This is a genomic window from Stappia albiluteola, from assembly GCF_014050225.1.
GTDB lineage: Bacteria > Pseudomonadota > Alphaproteobacteria > Rhizobiales > Stappiaceae > Hongsoonwoonella > Hongsoonwoonella albiluteola.
On sequence record NZ_JACFXV010000053.1, the window covers coordinates 145736 to 161860 of the forward strand.

The following is a 16125-nucleotide window of genomic DNA, read 5'->3' on the forward strand; positions in this document are numbered from 1 at the left end:
TGCCCTGTCATCCCTCACAGAAGCTGCGGCATTTTTGCCGTTCTTCACCCGCCAGAAACCTGAACGCAAGTTTCTTACCAAGCGAACTGTCCCGCGACAATTCCACCCGAGAGGCGCGTGAAAGAAAAGAAAATTGTTCCGAAAGCCGGTTGGTGCCGGAAATTCCTTCTTTCGGCATCAAACCCGTCCCGCGGATGATTTGCCGACCTCCCGGCCGGCGATCGAAGGTCGAAGCTCCGAGGTTCCCGGAGCTGAATCGGGACACGACACATGTCGACGGCATCTCCGCAACATGCAGGCCCTGCCAATCCGTCATGCACTCCCCCTCTAGCCCCTCGTGCCGCCTGCCGATCGGAAACAGGCACTGCCGGTCGCGAATGCATTTTCGCCCCGGGCGAAAGGCCGCCTCGCGGAGCGAATTGCTGTTCTTGACGCAAAACCGCTCCCCACAAAACGCCAGAGCGCGGATTTCAGCCATTTTCAACAGATTTGCGACGCCGCCCTCGCAGCCTGCGGGTCCGCTTCGCTCTTGCTGATCCCCTGATCCGCCCGATCGGTCAGCATTGGTTACCTTTTTTTATATCCGCAACTATCCCGAGGTCAGGCGCCAGAGAGATAAGGCACGAGATCGGTGCGGTTACAATTGAAAGATATGAACGGCCTTGTTAGTTTTCCTAACATATGACAACCGCCCGCATCCCGCCCCTGAACGCCCTTCGCGCCCTCGCCTGCCTGGCGCAGACCGGCGGAGTCGGCCTTGCCGCACAGGCGCTTGGGGTAACCCACGCGGCTGTCAGCCATCATCTCAGGAATCTCGAGGACTGGTTCGGAGTGCCTTTGGTGCGCCGCAACGGGCGCAATATCGAGCTGACGGCGGAGGGACTGAGGCTGGCGGGCGTCACCCGGCTGGCGCTTGACCAGATCGCCGACACCTGCCGGGACATCGAGGATACGGCGCGTCGGCCGGAGCTGACGATCGCCTGCGTGCCTTCCTTCGCCACGCGCTGGCTCATTCCGCGGCTGGTGGACTTTTCGGAAGCCGCGCCCGCCATCCGCCTGCGCCTGCTCTATGCGCCGCACGGCCCGCGGCCGGATGCCGACATCGTTATCGACTGGTATGAAGATCCGTCCGAGGTGGCCGTCGCCGCGATCCGGCTTCCGCTTCTTTCCGGTCATACGCAGCCCGTCTGCAGCCCGGCGCATCTGCAGCGGCACGGCCCGTTCGACAAGCCTGCGGATTTTGCCCGGGCGAGGCTCCTGCACGACGAGAAGCGATCCGACTGGCGGATATGGCTGGCCGAAAACGGCCTTGCCCGCGAACTTGCCGACACGGGACCGGTATTCCAGGACTTCAACCTGCTGGTCAGCGCGGTGGTGGCGGGCCATGGCGTCGCGCTTTGCGTCGCCTCCCTGATCGACGCGGAGCTTGCCCGCGGCGACCTCATTCCCCTCACCGACCGGCTGAGCAACCGCGCCCGCGCCTATTGGCTGACGGTGGATGCGCAGCCGACACCCGCCGCACGCCAGTTCATCGACTGGATCGGCACGCGACTGCCAGACGCCGGGCCAGCGGTTCCCGGGGTGGGGTCGTTCTCCTGACCCGACAGGGCCGAAAACGGAAAACCGGCTCCGGACTTTTGTCCGGAACCGGTGTGTCCTCAGAGGCAGTGCTTCACGTCCGCTAGGTCAAGCCGCCCGATGCGGACGATCGGGCAAGCCCCGACGGCTTCAACGTGCGGCGGCCATCGCGGCCATGGCCGGCTTGTGCAGGCCGACGACGATGACGACGGCAATGCCGTTAGCCCAGTAGTACCAGGCGTCGAGGCCGGAGAAGCCGAACAGGAACGGCGCGGCGAGGAAGGTCAGGCCGACGATGCCATCGACGAGCAGATGGAACGAATAGGGCAGCACGCGGATCAGGCCGGTCTCATGATCGGTGAGCAGGGTCAGGATCAGCGCGGCGACGCCGGTGCCAACCGCGAGCCACATGGCGAAGGGATTGGAGGTGCCGAGGCCAAGCAGGAAGGGCATGACGATCAGGCTGATCGCGACCGGATAGTCGAGCCAGGAGTGGATCTTCTGTGTAACGAAGCGGGGGTCCATGATCTTTAGTCCTCTGGATCAGTGGACCTTCAATCGGCATGGATTGAGGGTCCGAAAGACGATCGATACCGGGAGCCCGAACAACCTGCTTCCGATTGGACGCGGATTGTTCCGGCGTAGGTGATGCTGTCTTCGACAGCGAAGCGGTCTTCGGCGGCATTGCCGAATGCGACAGACATTGCGTCCGGCCGCCCGTTTGGTCTATGTGCAGGAGGCCGGTATTTTTGATCGATCGTCCGGCCAGCGTCGCGGTTTCGTGAGTTTGTCGTGACGGCCCTGAGATCAAGGAGATGCAGGCATGTCCGATGATGCGCTGAGCCAGATCCTCAAGGCGCTGCGCCTGAAGGGCTCGGTCTACTTCCACAGCTTCTTCAAGCCGCCCTGGGGAATATCCGTTCCCGCGCTCGGCAATGTGGCGCGCTTCCATATGGCGATCCGCGGCAATTGCTGGCTGCGTGTCGACGGCGTGGACGAGCCTGTCCGTCTGGCGCAGGGCGACATCACCATCATTCCGCACGGCGCCGCGCATGTGCTCAGCGACCGGCGGGATGGCGAGGGAACGGAGCTTGAGGAGGTGCTGGTCCGGTCGGGCTTCAGCGGTTCGGGCGAGCTTGCCTTCGGCGGCGATGCGGACGAGGAGGCCTGCAAGCTGCTTTGCGGCCATTTCGAGTTTGACGAAGGCGCGCTGCATTCGATCCTCGCAACGCTGCCGAGCTACATGCACCTGGCCGACACGAAGACCGTCAACGGCTACTGGCTGGAAGCGGTGATGCGCTTCGTCGCGTCGGAGATCGTCGAGGAAAAACCCGGCGCCGACGCCATCGTCGACCGGCTGACGGAAATCGTCTTCATCCAGGTTCTGCGCTCCTTCGTCGACAATGCGGGCGAGGCGGCGGGCTGTCTTGCCGGCATCCTCAACCCCAGGCTCGGCCGCTGCCTGTCGCAGATCCACCGCGATCCGTCGCGCAGCTGGACGGTCGAGACGATGGCGCAGGAAGCCGGCATGTCGCGCACGGTCTTCGCGGAACGCTTTACCGCGCTGATGGGCATGACGCCGCTCAACTACGTCACCCACTGGCGGATGCACCTTGCCCGCCGGGATCTTCTCGACACGGCCCATCCGCTCATCCGGATCGCCGAGCAGGTCGGTTATTCCTCGGAGGCTTCGTTCAATCGCGCGTTCAAGCGGCAGTTCAATGTCACGCCCGGCGAAATGCGCCGCTCGGCCCATCGCCCGACGGAAGAGCATGCGCTAAATAATTGATATGGGGATCGTGGCGGACCGCTTAACCCAAAGGTAAAGCGGTGGCCGCTACCATGTCGGAATTGCCGATGAGGCCTATACGGGCAAAGGCCCGCAGGGAGAATGGATGGCTACGCGGATGGCACAACCGGACGAGACGGACGGCGAGATCGGCAAGCCGCTCGACGCCGCGGCCTTTCGCGAGGCGATGAGCCGGATCGGCACCGCCGTCCATGTGGCGGCGACGGATGGCCCCGCCGGCAGGGTGGCGGCGACCGTGTCGGCCTTTGCTTCCGTCACCGACAGCCCGCCGACGATCCTCGTGTGCATCAATCGCAAGACACGGCTGAATGCCGGCATCCGCGCCAATGGCGTCTTCACCGTCAATACGCTGCCCGCCCATGCCCAGGCGATTTCCGACGCCTTTGCCGGGCGCAATCCGATGACGATGGACGAGCGCTTCGCCACCACCGACTGGCGGGTCGGCGAGACGGGTGCGCCGATCATGGTGGAGGCGCGCGTGGCGCTCGACTGCCAGGTCGGAGAGATCCTTGAATCCGGCAGCCATTCGGTGATCTTCGCCTCGGTCGTCGGCGCCTATATCGGCGATCAGGAAAGCGCGCTGATCTATCTCGACCGGTCCTATCACCGGCTCTGAACAACGAGGTTCCGGCGACCATGTGCAACCTGATCACCGACGTTCCGGGCCTGCGCATCGGCAATGCCGGCGACGACAGGCTGAAATCCGGCGTCACCGTCGTCCTGCCGGATCAACCGGCCACAGCCTCCATCGCAATCATGGGCGGGGCTCCCGGCACGCGCGACGCGTCCCTCCTTGCGCCCGAACAGACCGTGCAGCAGATCGACGCGCTGGTGCTGTCCGGCGGTTCCGCCTTCGGGCTCGATGCCGGTTCGGGCGTCCAGGCGGAACTCGCGGCTATGGGCCGCGGCTTTGCGATCGGGCCGGCGCGGGTGCCGATCGTGCCCACTGCAATCCTCTTCGACCTTCTCAATGGCGGCGACAAGGACTGGGGCCGCAACAATCCCTACAAGGCGCTTGGCCGGCAGGCGGTCGACGCGGCCTTCGAGGGCGACGGCCTGGATTTCGCGCTCGGTTCGGCGGGAGCCGGCCTCGGCGCCACGACGGCCAACCTGAAAGGCGGGCTGGGCTCGGCTTCGGCGCGCACGCGGTCGGGCGCCACGGTCGGCGCGCTCGTCGCAGTCAATGCGCTCGGCCGGGCGACGATGGGAGACGGACCGCATTTCTGGGCGGCGGCTTTCGAGAGGGAGGGCGAATTCGGCGGCCTCGGCCTGCCCGCCTCCCTGCCCGAGGGGGCTACGGATGTCGTGACCAAGCTCGACGGCCTGGAGGCCGGCGGCAACACCACGATTGCCGTCATCGCCACCGACGCCGCCCTGACCAAGCCGGAGCTGACGCGGCTCGCGGTCATGGCGCATGACGGCTACGCCAGGGCGCTCTGGCCGTCGCATACCGCGCTCGACGGCGATCTCATCTTCGCGCTGTCCACCGCAAGGGAACCGGCACCGGGCAATCTTGTCGATCAGGTGGAGCTTGGCGCGCTTGCAGCTTCGACCATGGCGCGAGCGATCGCCCGCGCCATCTATCTGGCCTCACCCGCGCCGGGCGACACGAAGCCCTGCTGGTCGCAGCTCTTCCCTCGCGGATAAGAGCTGCCTTTCAGGACCTACTCGGCCGCATCCAGGAAGCGACCCTTGTCGTCGCCGGCTCCAAGCCGTGCGATCAGGTCCTCGCGTTTCTTTTCCGCCTTGGCGAGATTGGCTTCCTTTATCGGGCCGAAGCCGCGCACCAGATCCGGCACGCGGGCGACCTCGACGAGAAGCCCGTAATTTTCCTTGTTCACCATGCCGGCGATCATTTCGATGTCGCCGAGATAGGAGGCGATGAGCGCGCGTTCTGCCTTGCGTTCCGCCGTCCGTCCGAAGATATCGAGCTTCGTGCCGCGCAGCCCCTTGAGCTTCGCCAGCATCCGGAATGCCTTGAAAATCCACGGCCCGAACGCCTTTTTCGCCGGACGACCGGTCTTCGGATCGAGTTCGCGGGAAATCAGCGGCGGGGCGAGCATGACCCGGACCGCCTTCGGATCGGCAAACTGGGCGCGAAGCTTGGCCTCGAACGCCGGATCGGCATAGAGCCGGGCAACCTCGTATTCGTCCTTGTAGGCCATCACCTTGTAGAGGTTGTCGGCTACCACCCGCGTCAGCCGCGAGGTGCCGGCGCCCGACGCCTCGTCGGCCTTGCGGATCTTCGCCACGGCTGTCGCGAACCGCTCGGCATAGGCCTCGTCCTGATAGGCGACGAGTTCCTGGCGCAGGAAGGCGATGCGCTCGTCCAGCTCCATCGGTTTCTGCACGGTATTGCCCGGCAGGGCGGACAGGATTTTCTGCGGATCGGCGCCGAGCACGCGGCCGGCGCGGAAGGCGCGCAGGTTGTTCTGCACTGCCGCGCCGTTCAGCATGATCGCCGTTTCCAGCGAATCCGCCGTCAGCGGAAGCTGGCCTGCCTGATAGGCCATGCCGATCAGCAGCATGTTGGCATAGATCGCATCGCCCAGCAGTTTCTCGGCGATCGAAGCCGCGTCGATACCCTGATAGACCGGACAGGCCTCCTGCAGGGTCTTCTGCATGCGCATCTCGTCGAAGGAGAGCGTCTGCTTCATCACGAATTCAGCCGTCGGCGCCACGCGCGTGTTGGCGAAGGCGGCCGTCTTCGAGCGGTCGATCAGCGCAAGCTGCTCCGCATTGGTGGCGACCACCATGTCGGTGGCGAGCAGCACGTCGAGGCTCGCCGTCGGCACGCGCGGTCCCTCGATCGATCTGGTCGTCGGCGCGAAGCGGATATGCGACGTCACCGGACCGCCTTTCTGGGCAAGGCCGGTCATGTCCAGCGTCGAGGCCTGCTTGCCGTCCACATGGGCGGCCATGGCAAGCACCGCCGCCGTCGTCGTGACGCCCATGCCGCCGATACCGGCGATCAGCAGGTTGCGGGTACCGGTAAGCTCCGGCAGCGCCACCTCGGGCAGGCCTGCGGTCAGGGCATCGATATCGATCCCCTTGCCTTCCGCCTTGCGAAGGGCGGCACCCTCCACCCAGACGAAGGACGGGCAGAACCCCTTCACGCAGGAATAGTCCTTGTTGCAGCTCGACTGGTTGATGGTGCGCTTCTCGCCGAAATCGGTGGCGAGCGGCTCCACCGACAGGCAGTTGGACTGCACCGAGCAGTCGCCGCAGGCTTCGCAGACCCGATCGTTGATGAACAGCCGCTTGTCGGGATCCGGATAGTCCTTCCTCTTGCGGCGGCGGCGCTTTTCGGCCGCGCATGTCTGGTCGTAGATGATGACCGAGACGCCGGCATAGTCCTGCAGGCCTTCCTGTACGCGCATCAGTTCGTCGCGGTGGAAGACTTCGGTGCCCGGCGCCAGGTCGTGGCGGCCGGAATATTTCTCAGGCTCCTCGGCGACGATGGCGATCCGCTCCACGCCCTCCGCCTCGAGCTGGCGGGAAAGCTGCGGCACGGTCAGCGTGCCGTCGATATGCTGGCCGCCGGTCATGGCGACCGCGTCGTTGTAGAGGATCTTGTAGGTGATCGGCACATTGGCCGACAGGGCCTGCCGGATCGCAAGGATGCCGGAATGGAAATAGGTGCCGTCGCCGAGATTGGCGAAGACGTGACGGTCGTTGGAGAAGTCCGCCTGGCCGACCCACAGCACGCCCTCGCCGCCCATGGCGATCTGGCCGTCGGTGGTGCGGCCGGGAATTTCCGTCATGGCATGACAGCCGATGCCGGGAAGCGAGCGGGCGCCTTCCGGCACCACGGTGGAAGTGGAATGCGGGCAGCCGGAGCAGAAATAGGGCACGCGGGCGGCGCGCTCGGCATGGCCCTGCGACCACATCACCTGTTTGTTCATGCGCTCGGCGACCGCGCGCATGTCCTCGGTCACGAAGCCCGAAGGCAGGAACACCATCAGCGCCTGGATGATCTCGGCCGCCGTCAGTTCCAGCAGATCGGACAGGAACGGCGTGCCCTCGGGCGTCTTCTTGCCCCAGATCGCCGGCCGGGCGCGTTCCTCCCAGCCATAGGCGATTTCCTTCACCTGCGGCTCCATGAAGGCGCGCTTGTGTTCCACGACCAGAAGCCGTTCCAGGCCGCGGGCGAAATTGGACAGGCCGATCGGCTCGAGCGGCCAGGGCATCGCCACCTTGTAGATGGCAAGCCCCATAGCGCGCGCGGCGCGCTCGTCGATCCCCATCAGCTCAAGCGCCTGGCGCAGGTCGCGATAGGCCTTGCCGGTGGCGATGATGCCGATGCGCGGCTTGATGGCGCCGAAGGCGACGGTGTCCAGGCGATTGGCCCGGACATAGGCCTGGGCGGCAGGCACGCGCACGTCGCGCAGCAGCCGCTCCGTCTCCATTCGGTTGCCGAGCAGCAGGACGCGGTTGATTTCCTCATGCCTGCGCGGGTCGCGGTCGTCGGGGCGCATGAAGCGCAGCCGCCTCGGATCGACGGAGATCGTCGCCGATGCATCCATCGTATCGGCAAGACAGATCAGCCCGCTCCACAGGCCGGCGAAACGCGACATCTCAAGTCCGTGCAGGCCGAAATCCAGCACTTCCTGAATGTCGGAAGGATTGAGCACCGGCATTTCGACATGCTCGAAGAAGAATTCGCTCTGCGCCGGCAGGATGGAGGACTTGGCGAGGTGATCGTCGCCGGCCAGCGCCAGCACGCCGCCATGGGCCGCCGTACCGCTGGCATTGGCCTGCCGAAGCACGTCGGCGGCCCGATCCACGCCCGGCGCCTTGCCGTACCAGATGCCGAAGACGCCGTCATAGTCGGTGCCCTTGCCGTGCTGGGCAACCTTCTGGCTGCCCCAGACGGCGGTCGCGCCGAGTTCCTCGTTGACGCCGGGCCTGAAGACGACATTGGCGGGCTTCAGGTGGCGGCCGGCGCGCTGCAGCTCGGTGTCGTAGCCGGCCAGCGGCGAACCGCGGTATCCGGAAATGAAGCCGCCCGTCTTCAACCCCGCCTCGCGGTCCAGCGCCACCCGGTCGAGCGGCAGGCGCACCAGCGCCTGGATACCGGTGAGATAGACCCGTCCCTCGCGCGCAAGATACTTGTCGTCGAGGGTCACGGGCTTGACGATCGCATTCATCCGACAGCCTCCTCCTCCGCCCTTGGGCGGCGCGGCGTCGAGCATGGCGCTCCGCCGCGAAAATCGTTCCCTCCAAGATGGTCCTTTTTGAGCGCGATTTCTGTGCTATCGTGCCTCAAAACCAGCGCCCGCCCGGAACATTTATCCAGATCTCGCCGAATGCACGAAAATATCCTCCTCGACCCCTCCGATATCCGCGTGCTGCGCATCTTGCAGCGCGACGCTTCCATGTCGATCGCCGAGATCGCGAGGGAGGCGGGCATGAGCCAGACTCCCTGTTGGCGGCGGATCAAGAAGCTGAAGGAAACCGGCGTCATCCGCCATGTGGTCGCCATTGTCGACCGGGAATCGGTCGGCCTCGGCTTCGTCGCCTATTCCTTCGTCAAGCTTGCCGTCCCGAGCCGGGAAAACATGGAGACCTTCGACAAGCTGGTGCATCGCTGGCAGGAGGTCGTCACCTGCGAGCGCATTACCGGCGCGGTGGACTATCTCCTCAAGGTCGTTGCGGCCGACATCAAGGCCTACGACGACTTTCTCCGCCTGAAACTCCTCGACAATACGCTCGTTTCCGACGTCCAGTCGCGCATCGTGGTTCACACGGTCAAGGACACAGCTGCCCTTCCCTTGCGCGAGAACTGAAAAACGACGCTTTCCCAGCTTGTATATCTAGAGCCCGAAACGCAGCGGTGACAGGGGGGCGGGGTCGGTAAAGGTCTCGCCGTCCGCCATCATCTCCGCCAACAGCCGGGCGGTGGCTGGCGCAAGGGTGAAGCCGTGCGATCCGTGTCCGAAATTGACCCATAGCCCTTTGTGGCGCGGCGAACGTCCCACGACCGGCAGACTATCGGGCAACAGCGGACGGGGCGCCGCCCAGATTTCCTTTTCCGTCGGCCGGTCAATCGGGAAAAGCTTGCGCGCCGTCCTGAGAGCCTGGGCCAGTTGCGACGGATCGAAGGGCGCGCCGGCGGGCGCGAATTCACACCCCGTGGTCAGCCTGATGCCCCGCTCCATCGGGCTCAGCGTATAGCCGTTCTCCACATCCTCCACCGGTCGTGACAGGCTCGCGCCGGAATTGGGGCGGAAGTGCTGATAATAGCCGCGCGGGGCGATCAACGGGTAGCGATAGCCGAAGGGCTTCAATACCTCGCCCGACCAGGCGCCCAGCGCGACAACCGCATCCTTGGCAAATACCTCGCCCTTTTCCGTCCTCACCACCCAGCCGCCGGCGATGTGGCGGATGTCGAGGGCATCCCCCTCCTCCACCGCCCCGCCGATTTCGCGCAGGTGGCGCGCGAAGGCCTTGGTAACGCCGCCCGGACTGGAAACGAATCCGTTGTCAGGCAGGTAGACCGCGTGGCTGAAGCGCCGGTTGAGGTGGGGTTCCAGGGCGCCCGCACCGTCGATGTCGAGCATTTCGTAGCGCACGCCGAAGATCCGCGCGTAGTGCAGGTCGAGTTCGGCGCGGCGAATGCCCTCCTCGCTCCTGTAGATCCGCAGCACGCCGGTCGGCCGGAAAAACCGCTCCGCGCTCGCGCGGCGCAGCAAATCCCTGGTGTCGGCGGCCGCCACCCGATAAAGCGCATGAACCGCACCGGCATAGCGCATCGCATGGGCCCGGTCGGAACTGGCGCGCAGGCGGGAAAGCCATGGCAGAAGTGCCGGCAGGCCGGCGACCTTGTAGCGGTAGGACGGATCGAGGTTCAGCGCGAGCCGAAGAAATGCCCCCATTCCTTCAGGCGCGGAAAGCGGCACAAGGCTGCTCGCCTCGATCACGCCGGCACCGGCCCGGGAAGCTTCGTCGCCGGGCCGCCCCTTGTCGACGACCACCACATCGGCACCAGCCATCCGCAGTCGGATTGCGGTCGTCACACCGACGATTCCGGCTCCGAGGATGATGACGTCGACCTTGCGCACGAACTACCAAGCCTTGTCGCCCGTACAGGGGCAAGCGATTGCAAATAACGGCTTCCGGAACCCAAACATATTCGGATTGGCAAATTCTAATCGATCAACTGTAGCTGTTTGAATAGAAAGAGCCGTCGGGTTCCCGATACCCTGCCGGAGGGGTACTGGGAAGCTTCTTTTCGCTCAACCGCTTGGGGGAAGGCCGCATTGTCGCTGAAAGCACCGGTTCAAGCCCTTGCCTGGCTCGGACGCCACGGCACCCGGGCAGTGGCGCTCAGCGCCTTCATAGGCATGGCCCTGCCGCCGCTTTCGGCCCTTTTCCGTCCTTTCGTGGAAGAGGCGATCTTCTGCCTGCTGGTGCTTGCCTTCCTGCGCGTCGCGCCTGTCGATGTCTTGACGAGGCTCCGCCGCCCGAGGCTGGTGCTGCTGGCCACGATCTGGATCGTGTTGGCGGTGCCCCTGATCCTGGGCGCGGTCGCGCGAGCCTTCGGCCTTCCGTCGGTTTCGCCCGACCTTGCCGTCGCGCTCTTTCTGGTCACCGCCGCGCCGCCGATCATGTCGGCACCTGCCTTCGTTTCGCTGCTTGGCCTCAATGGCGGCCTCAGCCTCGCGCTGCTCATCGTCGCCATGCTGGTCACGCCGCTGACGGTGCCGCTGATCGGAGAGGTCGTCCTCGGCCAGGCGCTGCCGATCTCGTCCGTCTCGCTGGCCGTCCGCCTCGTCCTGCTGCTCGCCGGAACCGCCGGCCTCGCCTGGGTGATCCGGCGCATTGCCGGCGCGGACCGGATCGCCGCGCGAAGCCGCGAGATCGACGGTCTCAGCGTCATCCTGCTGCTGTTCTTCGCCGTTGCCGTCATGGACGGCGTCGCGGCAAGCTTCCTCGCCCGGCCGGGCGTCACGCTTGCCATCCTCGCCCTGAGCTTCGTCATGGCATTCGGGCAGATGGCGGTTACGCGGATCGTCTTTCGCAAGGCCTCGCCAGATGACGGCTTCGTGCTGGCCCACGCAGCGGGCAACCGCAACATGGGGCTCATCGTGGCGGCCCTCGGCGGCACCTTGCCCGACCTCGCGTGGCTGTATTTCGGGCTTGGCCAGATCCCGATCTACGTGCTGCCGCTGCTGCTTCGGCCGATGGCCGGCAAACTGGCTCAGGCGGCAAGAAGCGAGTGAGTTTGCCCGCGGCCCTTGCCCGCAACCGCCGGCTATGATAGCGCCCGCTGCAAGTCATACCGTCAGCCGGAGCCTGTCATGCCCAGCGCCGCTTCCCGCGACCTCGTCATTGCCCCGTCCATTCTCGCCGCCGATTTCGCAAGGCTCGGCCAGGAAGTGAAGGATGTCGTGGAGGCCGGCGCGGACTGGATCCATCTTGACGTGATGGATGGCCATTTCGTGCCGAATATCAGCTTCGGTCCGGATGTCATCAAGGCGATGCGCCCCTACACGACCAGCATCTTCGACGTCCATCTGATGATCGCCCCCTGCGATCCCTATCTGGAAGCCTTCGCCAAGGCCGGCGCCGATGTCATCACCGTGCATGCCGAGGCCGGGCCGCATCTCCACCGCTCGCTGCAGGCGATCAGGGCGCTCGGCAAGAAGGCCGGCGTCTCGCTCAATCCCGGCACGCCGGAAAGCGTGTTGGACTACGTCATGGACATGGTCGACCTCGTCCTTGTGATGAGCGTCAACCCGGGCTTCGGCGGCCAGAAGTTCATCGTCTCGCAGGTCGACAAGGTCGCCCGCATCAAGGCGATGATCGGCGACCGGCCGATCGATCTTGAGGTCGACGGCGGAGTGACGCCGGAAACCGCGCCGCTCGTCGCCAAGGCCGGCGCCAATGCGCTCGTTGCCGGCTCGGCCGTGTTCAAGGGCGAAGGCGTTGCCGGCTACCGCGCCAATATCGAGGCGATCCGCAAGGCAGCCGCCGCCGCGCGCGAGGCTTGAGGGTTACTGGAGCGGGAGGGCGAAATCTGCGAGCGGCTTTCGTCAAAAATCCCGCTCTAGACTATTAGCATCGATCACGTTCCGATCGGCTTCGCCTCCTGGGCCTATCTGGGTGAGGAGCCGGCGGAGCGTATAGTGAAAAAAGGCATCCGCCGCCTCATGCCGACGGACTGGAAGTCCGGAGACGAGTTTTGGTTGATCGATTTTATCGCGCCACTGGGCGGCTAGGAAGAAATGGTCAAGAAGTTGAAAGAAAAGATCTTTAAGGGAAGGACGTTCAAGTCGCTGCAAGCAGGTGCTGCGGGGGATGTTGCCGTCAAGGAATGGTAGCGAAATTATCTATTGTTTCACAAGGATAATCACCTCATGTATCGGATGTTCGTAGCTACGCTTTTATGCGCTACCACCTCCACGGCAATGGCGACTAGCCTTGGCGAACAGAATGGGGAAAAGATCTGTTCGCCGAATTATAAGCTTACCGATGAGGTGAGTGTATTATTCTCTGCCAAAAATAATGTTTCTCATATTATAAAGCACTCAGAAGTAAGAAAACCTGAATCATCAGGTAATTATACTATGGTGTACACAATAAAAAGTAATTTTTTTAATAAGTTCTTGCATGGACTGTTGCCAATATACACAGGCACCAATGTTCCGAAGATAAGCCCGCGTTATTTCGAGCAGAAATTCTTTATTGGCGCGCCCTATGCAGAGAAGGAAGTATTTGAAGGAGCGGATTTGGTCGTACTACGAAGCGGCCAGGCAAGCGAATCGCGTGCACTCGATTTCTTTAGGGAAACCGAAGGGGAAGTGAGGAAATTTGGAGAGAGAGGGCGGTGCGAGGTTGTAAGGGTGGACAAAGGGTATGAAATTTCCAAGGCATTAATAATACTGCCTGTTGCAGAAAATTCGTTCGAAGATCAGAGATGTTTATATACTGGTATGTATTTATTTTATGGGGCAAATGACTTTGATGAAGTATTCTCAGACATATATCATTATAATCACCCCGGCCTTGGATACGTATTTCACTGGTCTTTACTGCCGGAAATGTTTTTTTTGTACGATGACCTGATCGCGCCCGGTATGGGGCGGGAGGAAGTGCTATCTGTTCTCCGGCTTCGCATGTGTAAGAACTAAGCTAATTATGAGATTGGATCGAAGGAGGGCGAAAGTGGGCATCCTGCGTTTCGCCATCCTCTGGGGGCTTGCGATAGCTGCTCTCGTTGCCCTGTTGACGCTCGGGCGCGGCCAGGCAATGACCGTGCGATCTCTCACAGTCATCGCCTATTTCGGCTTCGGCAGCGTCGCCGGCGGGGCGCTGGCTCTCTTGGCGGCGAGGCTCGCCGCACGCTTCCGTCCCGAGCCTTCCGCCCGCTTCGCGGCGATGCTGCTTTTCCTGACGCTGGCGACGGCAGGCGCCACGGCGTTGATCTTCTACGTCGACTTTCGCGCCTATTATGCGCAGTGGCACGACAGCGGCCTGACCCTCGGCCACGTCGTCGAGATCCTCTTCACCGGGGCGTCCAGCGCCTATATCTACACGGTGCAGAGCGCCAGGCCGCTGCTGCCCTTCGTGCTGCCGCTGGCGCTTGCCGCCGCCCTGCTCTTCGCGAAACGCCGCCTGTAGGGCATCCGCGGCGTCTTTTCGCGATCAGGCGCATTGAGCCTTGAATGCTGCTCTGTTAGACCCACGGCACTTTCTTACCCCACGCTCGTTGCTTTCGAGAGGACGCCGATGATCCCGCGCTATTCACGACCCGAGATGGTCGCCATCTGGTCGCCGGAAACGAAGTTCCGGATCTGGTTCGAGATCGAGGCGCATGCCTGCGACGCCCTGGCCGAAATCGGCGTCATCCCGAAGGCAGCCGCCAGGACGATCTGGGAAAAGGGCGGGCCGGCCACCTTCGACATCGAGCGCATCGACGAGATCGAACGCGAGACCAAGCACGACGTCATCGCCTTCCTGACGCATCTGGCGGAGATCGTCGGCCCGGACGCGCGCTTCGTGCACCAGGGCATGACGTCATCCGACGTGCTGGATACCTGCTTCAACATCCAGCTCGTGCGCGCCGCCGACCTTCTTCTGTCGGACATGGATGCCCTGCTTGCCGCGATCCGGCGCCGCGCCTTCGAGCACAAGGACACCATCTGCATCGGCCGCTCGCACGGCATCCATGCAGAGCCGGTCACCTTCGGCCTCAAGATGGCCGAGGCCTATGCGGAGTTCGACCGTTGCCGCAAGCGGCTTGAGGCCGCGCGCGAGGAGATCGCCACCTGCGCCATTTCCGGCGCGGTCGGCACCTTCGCCAATATCGATCCGCGCGTCGAGGAGCACGTTGCCAGGGCGCTCGGCCTTGCGGTGGAGCCCGTTTCCACGCAGGTGATCCCGCGCGACCGTCACGCCATGTTCTTTGCGACGCTTGGCGTGGTCGCTTCGTCGATCGAGCGGCTGGCGGTTGAAATCCGTCACCTGCAGCGCACGGAAGTGCTGGAAGCGGAGGAATATTTCTCCAAGGGCCAGAAGGGCTCCTCCGCCATGCCGCACAAGCGCAACCCGGTGCTGACGGAAAACCTCACCGGCCTTGCCCGCATGGTGCGCGCCTATGCCCTGCCGGCCATGGAGAATGTGGCGCTCTGGCACGAGCGCGACATCTCCCATTCCTCGGTTGAGCGGATGATCGGCCCGGACGCCACCGTGACGCTCGATTTCGCGCTGGCCCGGCTGACCGGCGTCGTCGACAAGCTCGTCGTCTATCCCGAGCGCATGCTTGCCAACATGAACCGCCTCGGCGGTCTCGTGCATTCGCAGCGCATCCTGCTGGCGCTGACCCAGGCCGGCGTGTCGCGTGAGGACGCCTACCGCCTCGTGCAGCGCAACGCAATGAAGGTGTGGGAGAGTTACCAGCTTTCGGGCGCGTCGGAAGTCGACTTCCTGGAAGAGCTTCTGGCCGACAAGGACGTTCGCGCCGCGCTATCGGAGGAGGAGATCCGCTCCCGCTTCGATCTCGGCTACCACACCCGGCAGGTCGACACGATCTTCAGGCGGGTGTTCGGCGAGGCTTGAGCGGTTGCCAGTCAGTCTGAACCGGGCCTGCCTCCGCCGCGACCCCGTTTTGAGCGGAGGCAGAAAAGGTGGTAGCGTGACGCGTGTTCGTTAGCTGCTCCAGTCGTGGCAAGCGGCTTTGAAAGGCAATTGAAGCGATGATCGGGAAGACGGGCGCCAGAACGGTTGAGATTCCGGAATCCCTCGATTCGCGGCTCCGTGAGCTTGCGGAACGGACCGGACATTCCACGGCCTATTTCACACAGCAAGCGCTGGAACGCTTTCTCGACGACGAGGAAGACCGTCTGATGACGGAGGACGCAATCCGGGAAATCGGCTCAGAGGAAAAGCGGTATACGATTGACGAAGCGCGGCGAGCCCTCCAGTTGGACGATTGAGATCGCGGAACCCGCGATTCGAACCCTCAAGAAACTGCAGAAATCGGACAGCAGGCGAATCCTGGACTTTCTGGAAGATCGGGTGAGCCGGCATCCCGAGCCCCGCAAGCTCGCGAAGCCCCTGTCGGGCATGCCGGATATCTGGCGCTTTCGTGTCGGCGACTACCGCATCATTACCCGGATCGAGGACAGCCGGCTGACGGTTCTGGTAGTTGCGATCGGCCATCGCCGTGAGGTCTATCGCCAGACCTGATGCCGGCATCCGGAATCCTGTCGAAATTTGCAGCACACGGATAT

Annotated in this window: 17 protein-coding genes; 13 read left to right on the forward strand and 4 right to left on the reverse strand. The window is 63.7% G+C overall.

Annotation, left to right across the window (positions count from 1 at the left end; genetic code table 11):
• Positions 1-7: 7 nt before the first annotated feature.
• Positions 8-478: a hypothetical protein gene (locus H2509_RS11080; RefSeq protein ID WP_182165199.1), complete on the reverse strand. Its 471-nt coding sequence runs from the start codon at positions 476-478 to the stop codon at positions 8-10.
• 203 nt (positions 479-681) lie between these two features.
• Here H2509_RS11080 and H2509_RS11085 point away from each other — a divergent pair, with 203 nt between their 5' ends.
• Positions 682-1599 (forward strand): LysR substrate-binding domain-containing protein, encoded by a 918-nt coding sequence (locus H2509_RS11085; RefSeq protein ID WP_182165202.1) that lies wholly within the window; start codon positions 682-684, stop codon positions 1597-1599.
• Positions 1600-1728: 129 nt separating this feature from the next.
• Here H2509_RS11085 and H2509_RS11090 read toward each other — a convergent pair whose 3' ends face one another.
• Entirely contained in the window at positions 1729-2103 is a 375-nt protein-coding gene (locus H2509_RS11090) for an SPW repeat domain-containing protein (protein WP_182165204.1), read from the reverse strand.
• 298 nt (positions 2104-2401) lie between these two features.
• Here H2509_RS11090 and H2509_RS11095 point away from each other — a divergent pair, with 298 nt between their 5' ends.
• From H2509_RS11095 to H2509_RS11105, 3 genes are all read left to right on the forward strand, one after another.
• The gene (locus H2509_RS11095; RefSeq protein ID WP_182165206.1) at positions 2402-3367 is read left to right on the forward strand and encodes an AraC family transcriptional regulator; all 966 of its coding nucleotides are present in this window, start codon (positions 2402-2404) and stop codon (positions 3365-3367) included.
• Between the two features lie 106 nt (positions 3368-3473).
• On the forward strand, positions 3474-4004 hold the full coding sequence (locus tag H2509_RS11100) for a flavin reductase family protein (RefSeq protein WP_209001911.1): 531 nt from the start codon (positions 3474-3476) through the stop codon (positions 4002-4004).
• Between the two features lie 20 nt (positions 4005-4024).
• Positions 4025-5035 carry a P1 family peptidase gene (locus H2509_RS11105; RefSeq protein ID WP_182165209.1) on the forward strand — a complete coding sequence of 337 codons (1011 nt, stop codon included), beginning with the start codon at positions 4025-4027 and terminating at the stop codon, positions 5033-5035.
• A 17-nt stretch (positions 5036-5052) separates the two neighbouring features.
• Here the strand turns inward: H2509_RS11105 and H2509_RS11110 are convergent, their stop codons facing one another.
• Positions 5053-8538 (reverse strand): indolepyruvate ferredoxin oxidoreductase family protein, encoded by a 3486-nt coding sequence (locus H2509_RS11110; RefSeq protein ID WP_182165211.1) that lies wholly within the window; start codon positions 8536-8538, stop codon positions 5053-5055.
• A 159-nt stretch (positions 8539-8697) separates the two neighbouring features.
• Here H2509_RS11110 and H2509_RS11115 point away from each other — a divergent pair, with 159 nt between their 5' ends.
• Complete coding sequence (locus H2509_RS11115) at positions 8698-9177, forward strand: Lrp/AsnC family transcriptional regulator (protein ID WP_182165214.1); 480 nt, start codon at positions 8698-8700, stop codon at positions 9175-9177.
• 27 nt (positions 9178-9204) lie between these two features.
• On the opposite strand, the gene H2509_RS11120 is transcribed toward H2509_RS11115, so the two are convergent.
• The gene (locus H2509_RS11120; RefSeq protein WP_182165216.1) at positions 9205-10452 is read right to left on the reverse strand and encodes an NAD(P)/FAD-dependent oxidoreductase; all 1248 of its coding nucleotides are present in this window, start codon (positions 10450-10452) and stop codon (positions 9205-9207) included.
• A 198-nt stretch (positions 10453-10650) separates the two neighbouring features.
• Between H2509_RS11120 and H2509_RS11125 the strand changes: the two genes are divergently transcribed.
• The 8 genes from H2509_RS11125 (at position 10651) to H2509_RS11160 (ending at position 16081) form a co-directional block, all read left to right on the forward strand.
• Positions 10651-11613 carry a Na+-dependent transporter gene (locus H2509_RS11125; protein ID WP_209001912.1) on the forward strand — a complete coding sequence of 321 codons (963 nt, stop codon included), beginning with the start codon at positions 10651-10653 and terminating at the stop codon, positions 11611-11613.
• Positions 11614-11691: 78 nt separating this feature from the next.
• Positions 11692-12384: a ribulose-phosphate 3-epimerase gene (gene rpe / locus H2509_RS11130; RefSeq protein ID WP_182165218.1), complete on the forward strand. Its 693-nt coding sequence runs from the start codon at positions 11692-11694 to the stop codon at positions 12382-12384.
• An 84-nt stretch (positions 12385-12468) separates the two neighbouring features.
• Entirely contained in the window at positions 12469-12612 is a 144-nt protein-coding gene (locus tag H2509_RS21250) for a toxin-activating lysine-acyltransferase (RefSeq protein ID WP_408022675.1), read from the forward strand.
• A gap of 138 nt (positions 12613-12750) precedes the next feature.
• Entirely contained in the window at positions 12751-13524 is a 774-nt protein-coding gene (locus H2509_RS11140) for a hypothetical protein (protein WP_182165220.1), read from the forward strand.
• 34 nt (positions 13525-13558) lie between these two features.
• Complete coding sequence (locus H2509_RS11145) at positions 13559-14014, forward strand: hypothetical protein (protein ID WP_182165222.1); 456 nt, start codon at positions 13559-13561, stop codon at positions 14012-14014.
• Between the two features lie 108 nt (positions 14015-14122).
• Complete coding sequence (gene purB / locus H2509_RS11150; RefSeq protein ID WP_182165224.1) at positions 14123-15451, forward strand: adenylosuccinate lyase; 1329 nt, start codon at positions 14123-14125, stop codon at positions 15449-15451.
• 137 nt (positions 15452-15588) lie between these two features.
• Positions 15589-15828 (forward strand): ribbon-helix-helix protein, CopG family, encoded by a 240-nt coding sequence (locus H2509_RS11155; protein ID WP_182165226.1) that lies wholly within the window; start codon positions 15589-15591, stop codon positions 15826-15828.
• Positions 15791-16081, forward strand: a complete 291-nt coding sequence (locus tag H2509_RS11160) for a type II toxin-antitoxin system RelE family toxin (protein WP_209001913.1) — start codon at positions 15791-15793, stop codon at positions 16079-16081. Before H2509_RS11155 ends, H2509_RS11160 begins: the two co-directional genes overlap by 38 nt.
• The last annotated feature ends 44 nt before the right edge of the window (positions 16082-16125 follow it).

Excerpts from the sequence above, each read along its gene's own strand:
- H2509_RS11080 (WP_182165199.1), bottom strand. The coding sequence starts at position 478 with ATGGCTGAAATCCGCGCTCTGGCGTTTTGTGGGGAGCGGTTTTGCGTC.
- H2509_RS11085 (WP_182165202.1), top strand. The coding sequence starts at position 682 with ATGACAACCGCCCGCATCCCGCCCCTGAACGCCCTTCGCGCCCTCGCC.
- H2509_RS11090 (WP_182165204.1), bottom strand. The coding sequence starts at position 2,103 with ATGGACCCCCGCTTCGTTACACAGAAGATCCACTCCTGGCTCGACTAT.
- H2509_RS11095 (WP_182165206.1), top strand. The coding sequence starts at position 2,402 with ATGTCCGATGATGCGCTGAGCCAGATCCTCAAGGCGCTGCGCCTGAAG.
- H2509_RS11100 (WP_209001911.1), top strand. The coding sequence starts at position 3,474 with ATGGCTACGCGGATGGCACAACCGGACGAGACGGACGGCGAGATCGGC.
- H2509_RS11105 (WP_182165209.1), top strand. The coding sequence starts at position 4,025 with ATGTGCAACCTGATCACCGACGTTCCGGGCCTGCGCATCGGCAATGCC.
- H2509_RS11110 (WP_182165211.1), bottom strand. The coding sequence starts at position 8,538 with ATGAATGCGATCGTCAAGCCCGTGACCCTCGACGACAAGTATCTTGCG.
- H2509_RS11115 (WP_182165214.1), top strand. The coding sequence starts at position 8,698 with ATGCACGAAAATATCCTCCTCGACCCCTCCGATATCCGCGTGCTGCGC.
- rpe (WP_182165218.1), top strand. The coding sequence starts at position 11,692 with ATGCCCAGCGCCGCTTCCCGCGACCTCGTCATTGCCCCGTCCATTCTC.
- H2509_RS11140 (WP_182165220.1), top strand. The coding sequence starts at position 12,751 with ATGTATCGGATGTTCGTAGCTACGCTTTTATGCGCTACCACCTCCACG.
- purB (WP_182165224.1), top strand. The coding sequence starts at position 14,123 with ATGATCCCGCGCTATTCACGACCCGAGATGGTCGCCATCTGGTCGCCG.
- H2509_RS11155 (WP_182165226.1), top strand. The coding sequence starts at position 15,589 with ATGATCGGGAAGACGGGCGCCAGAACGGTTGAGATTCCGGAATCCCTC.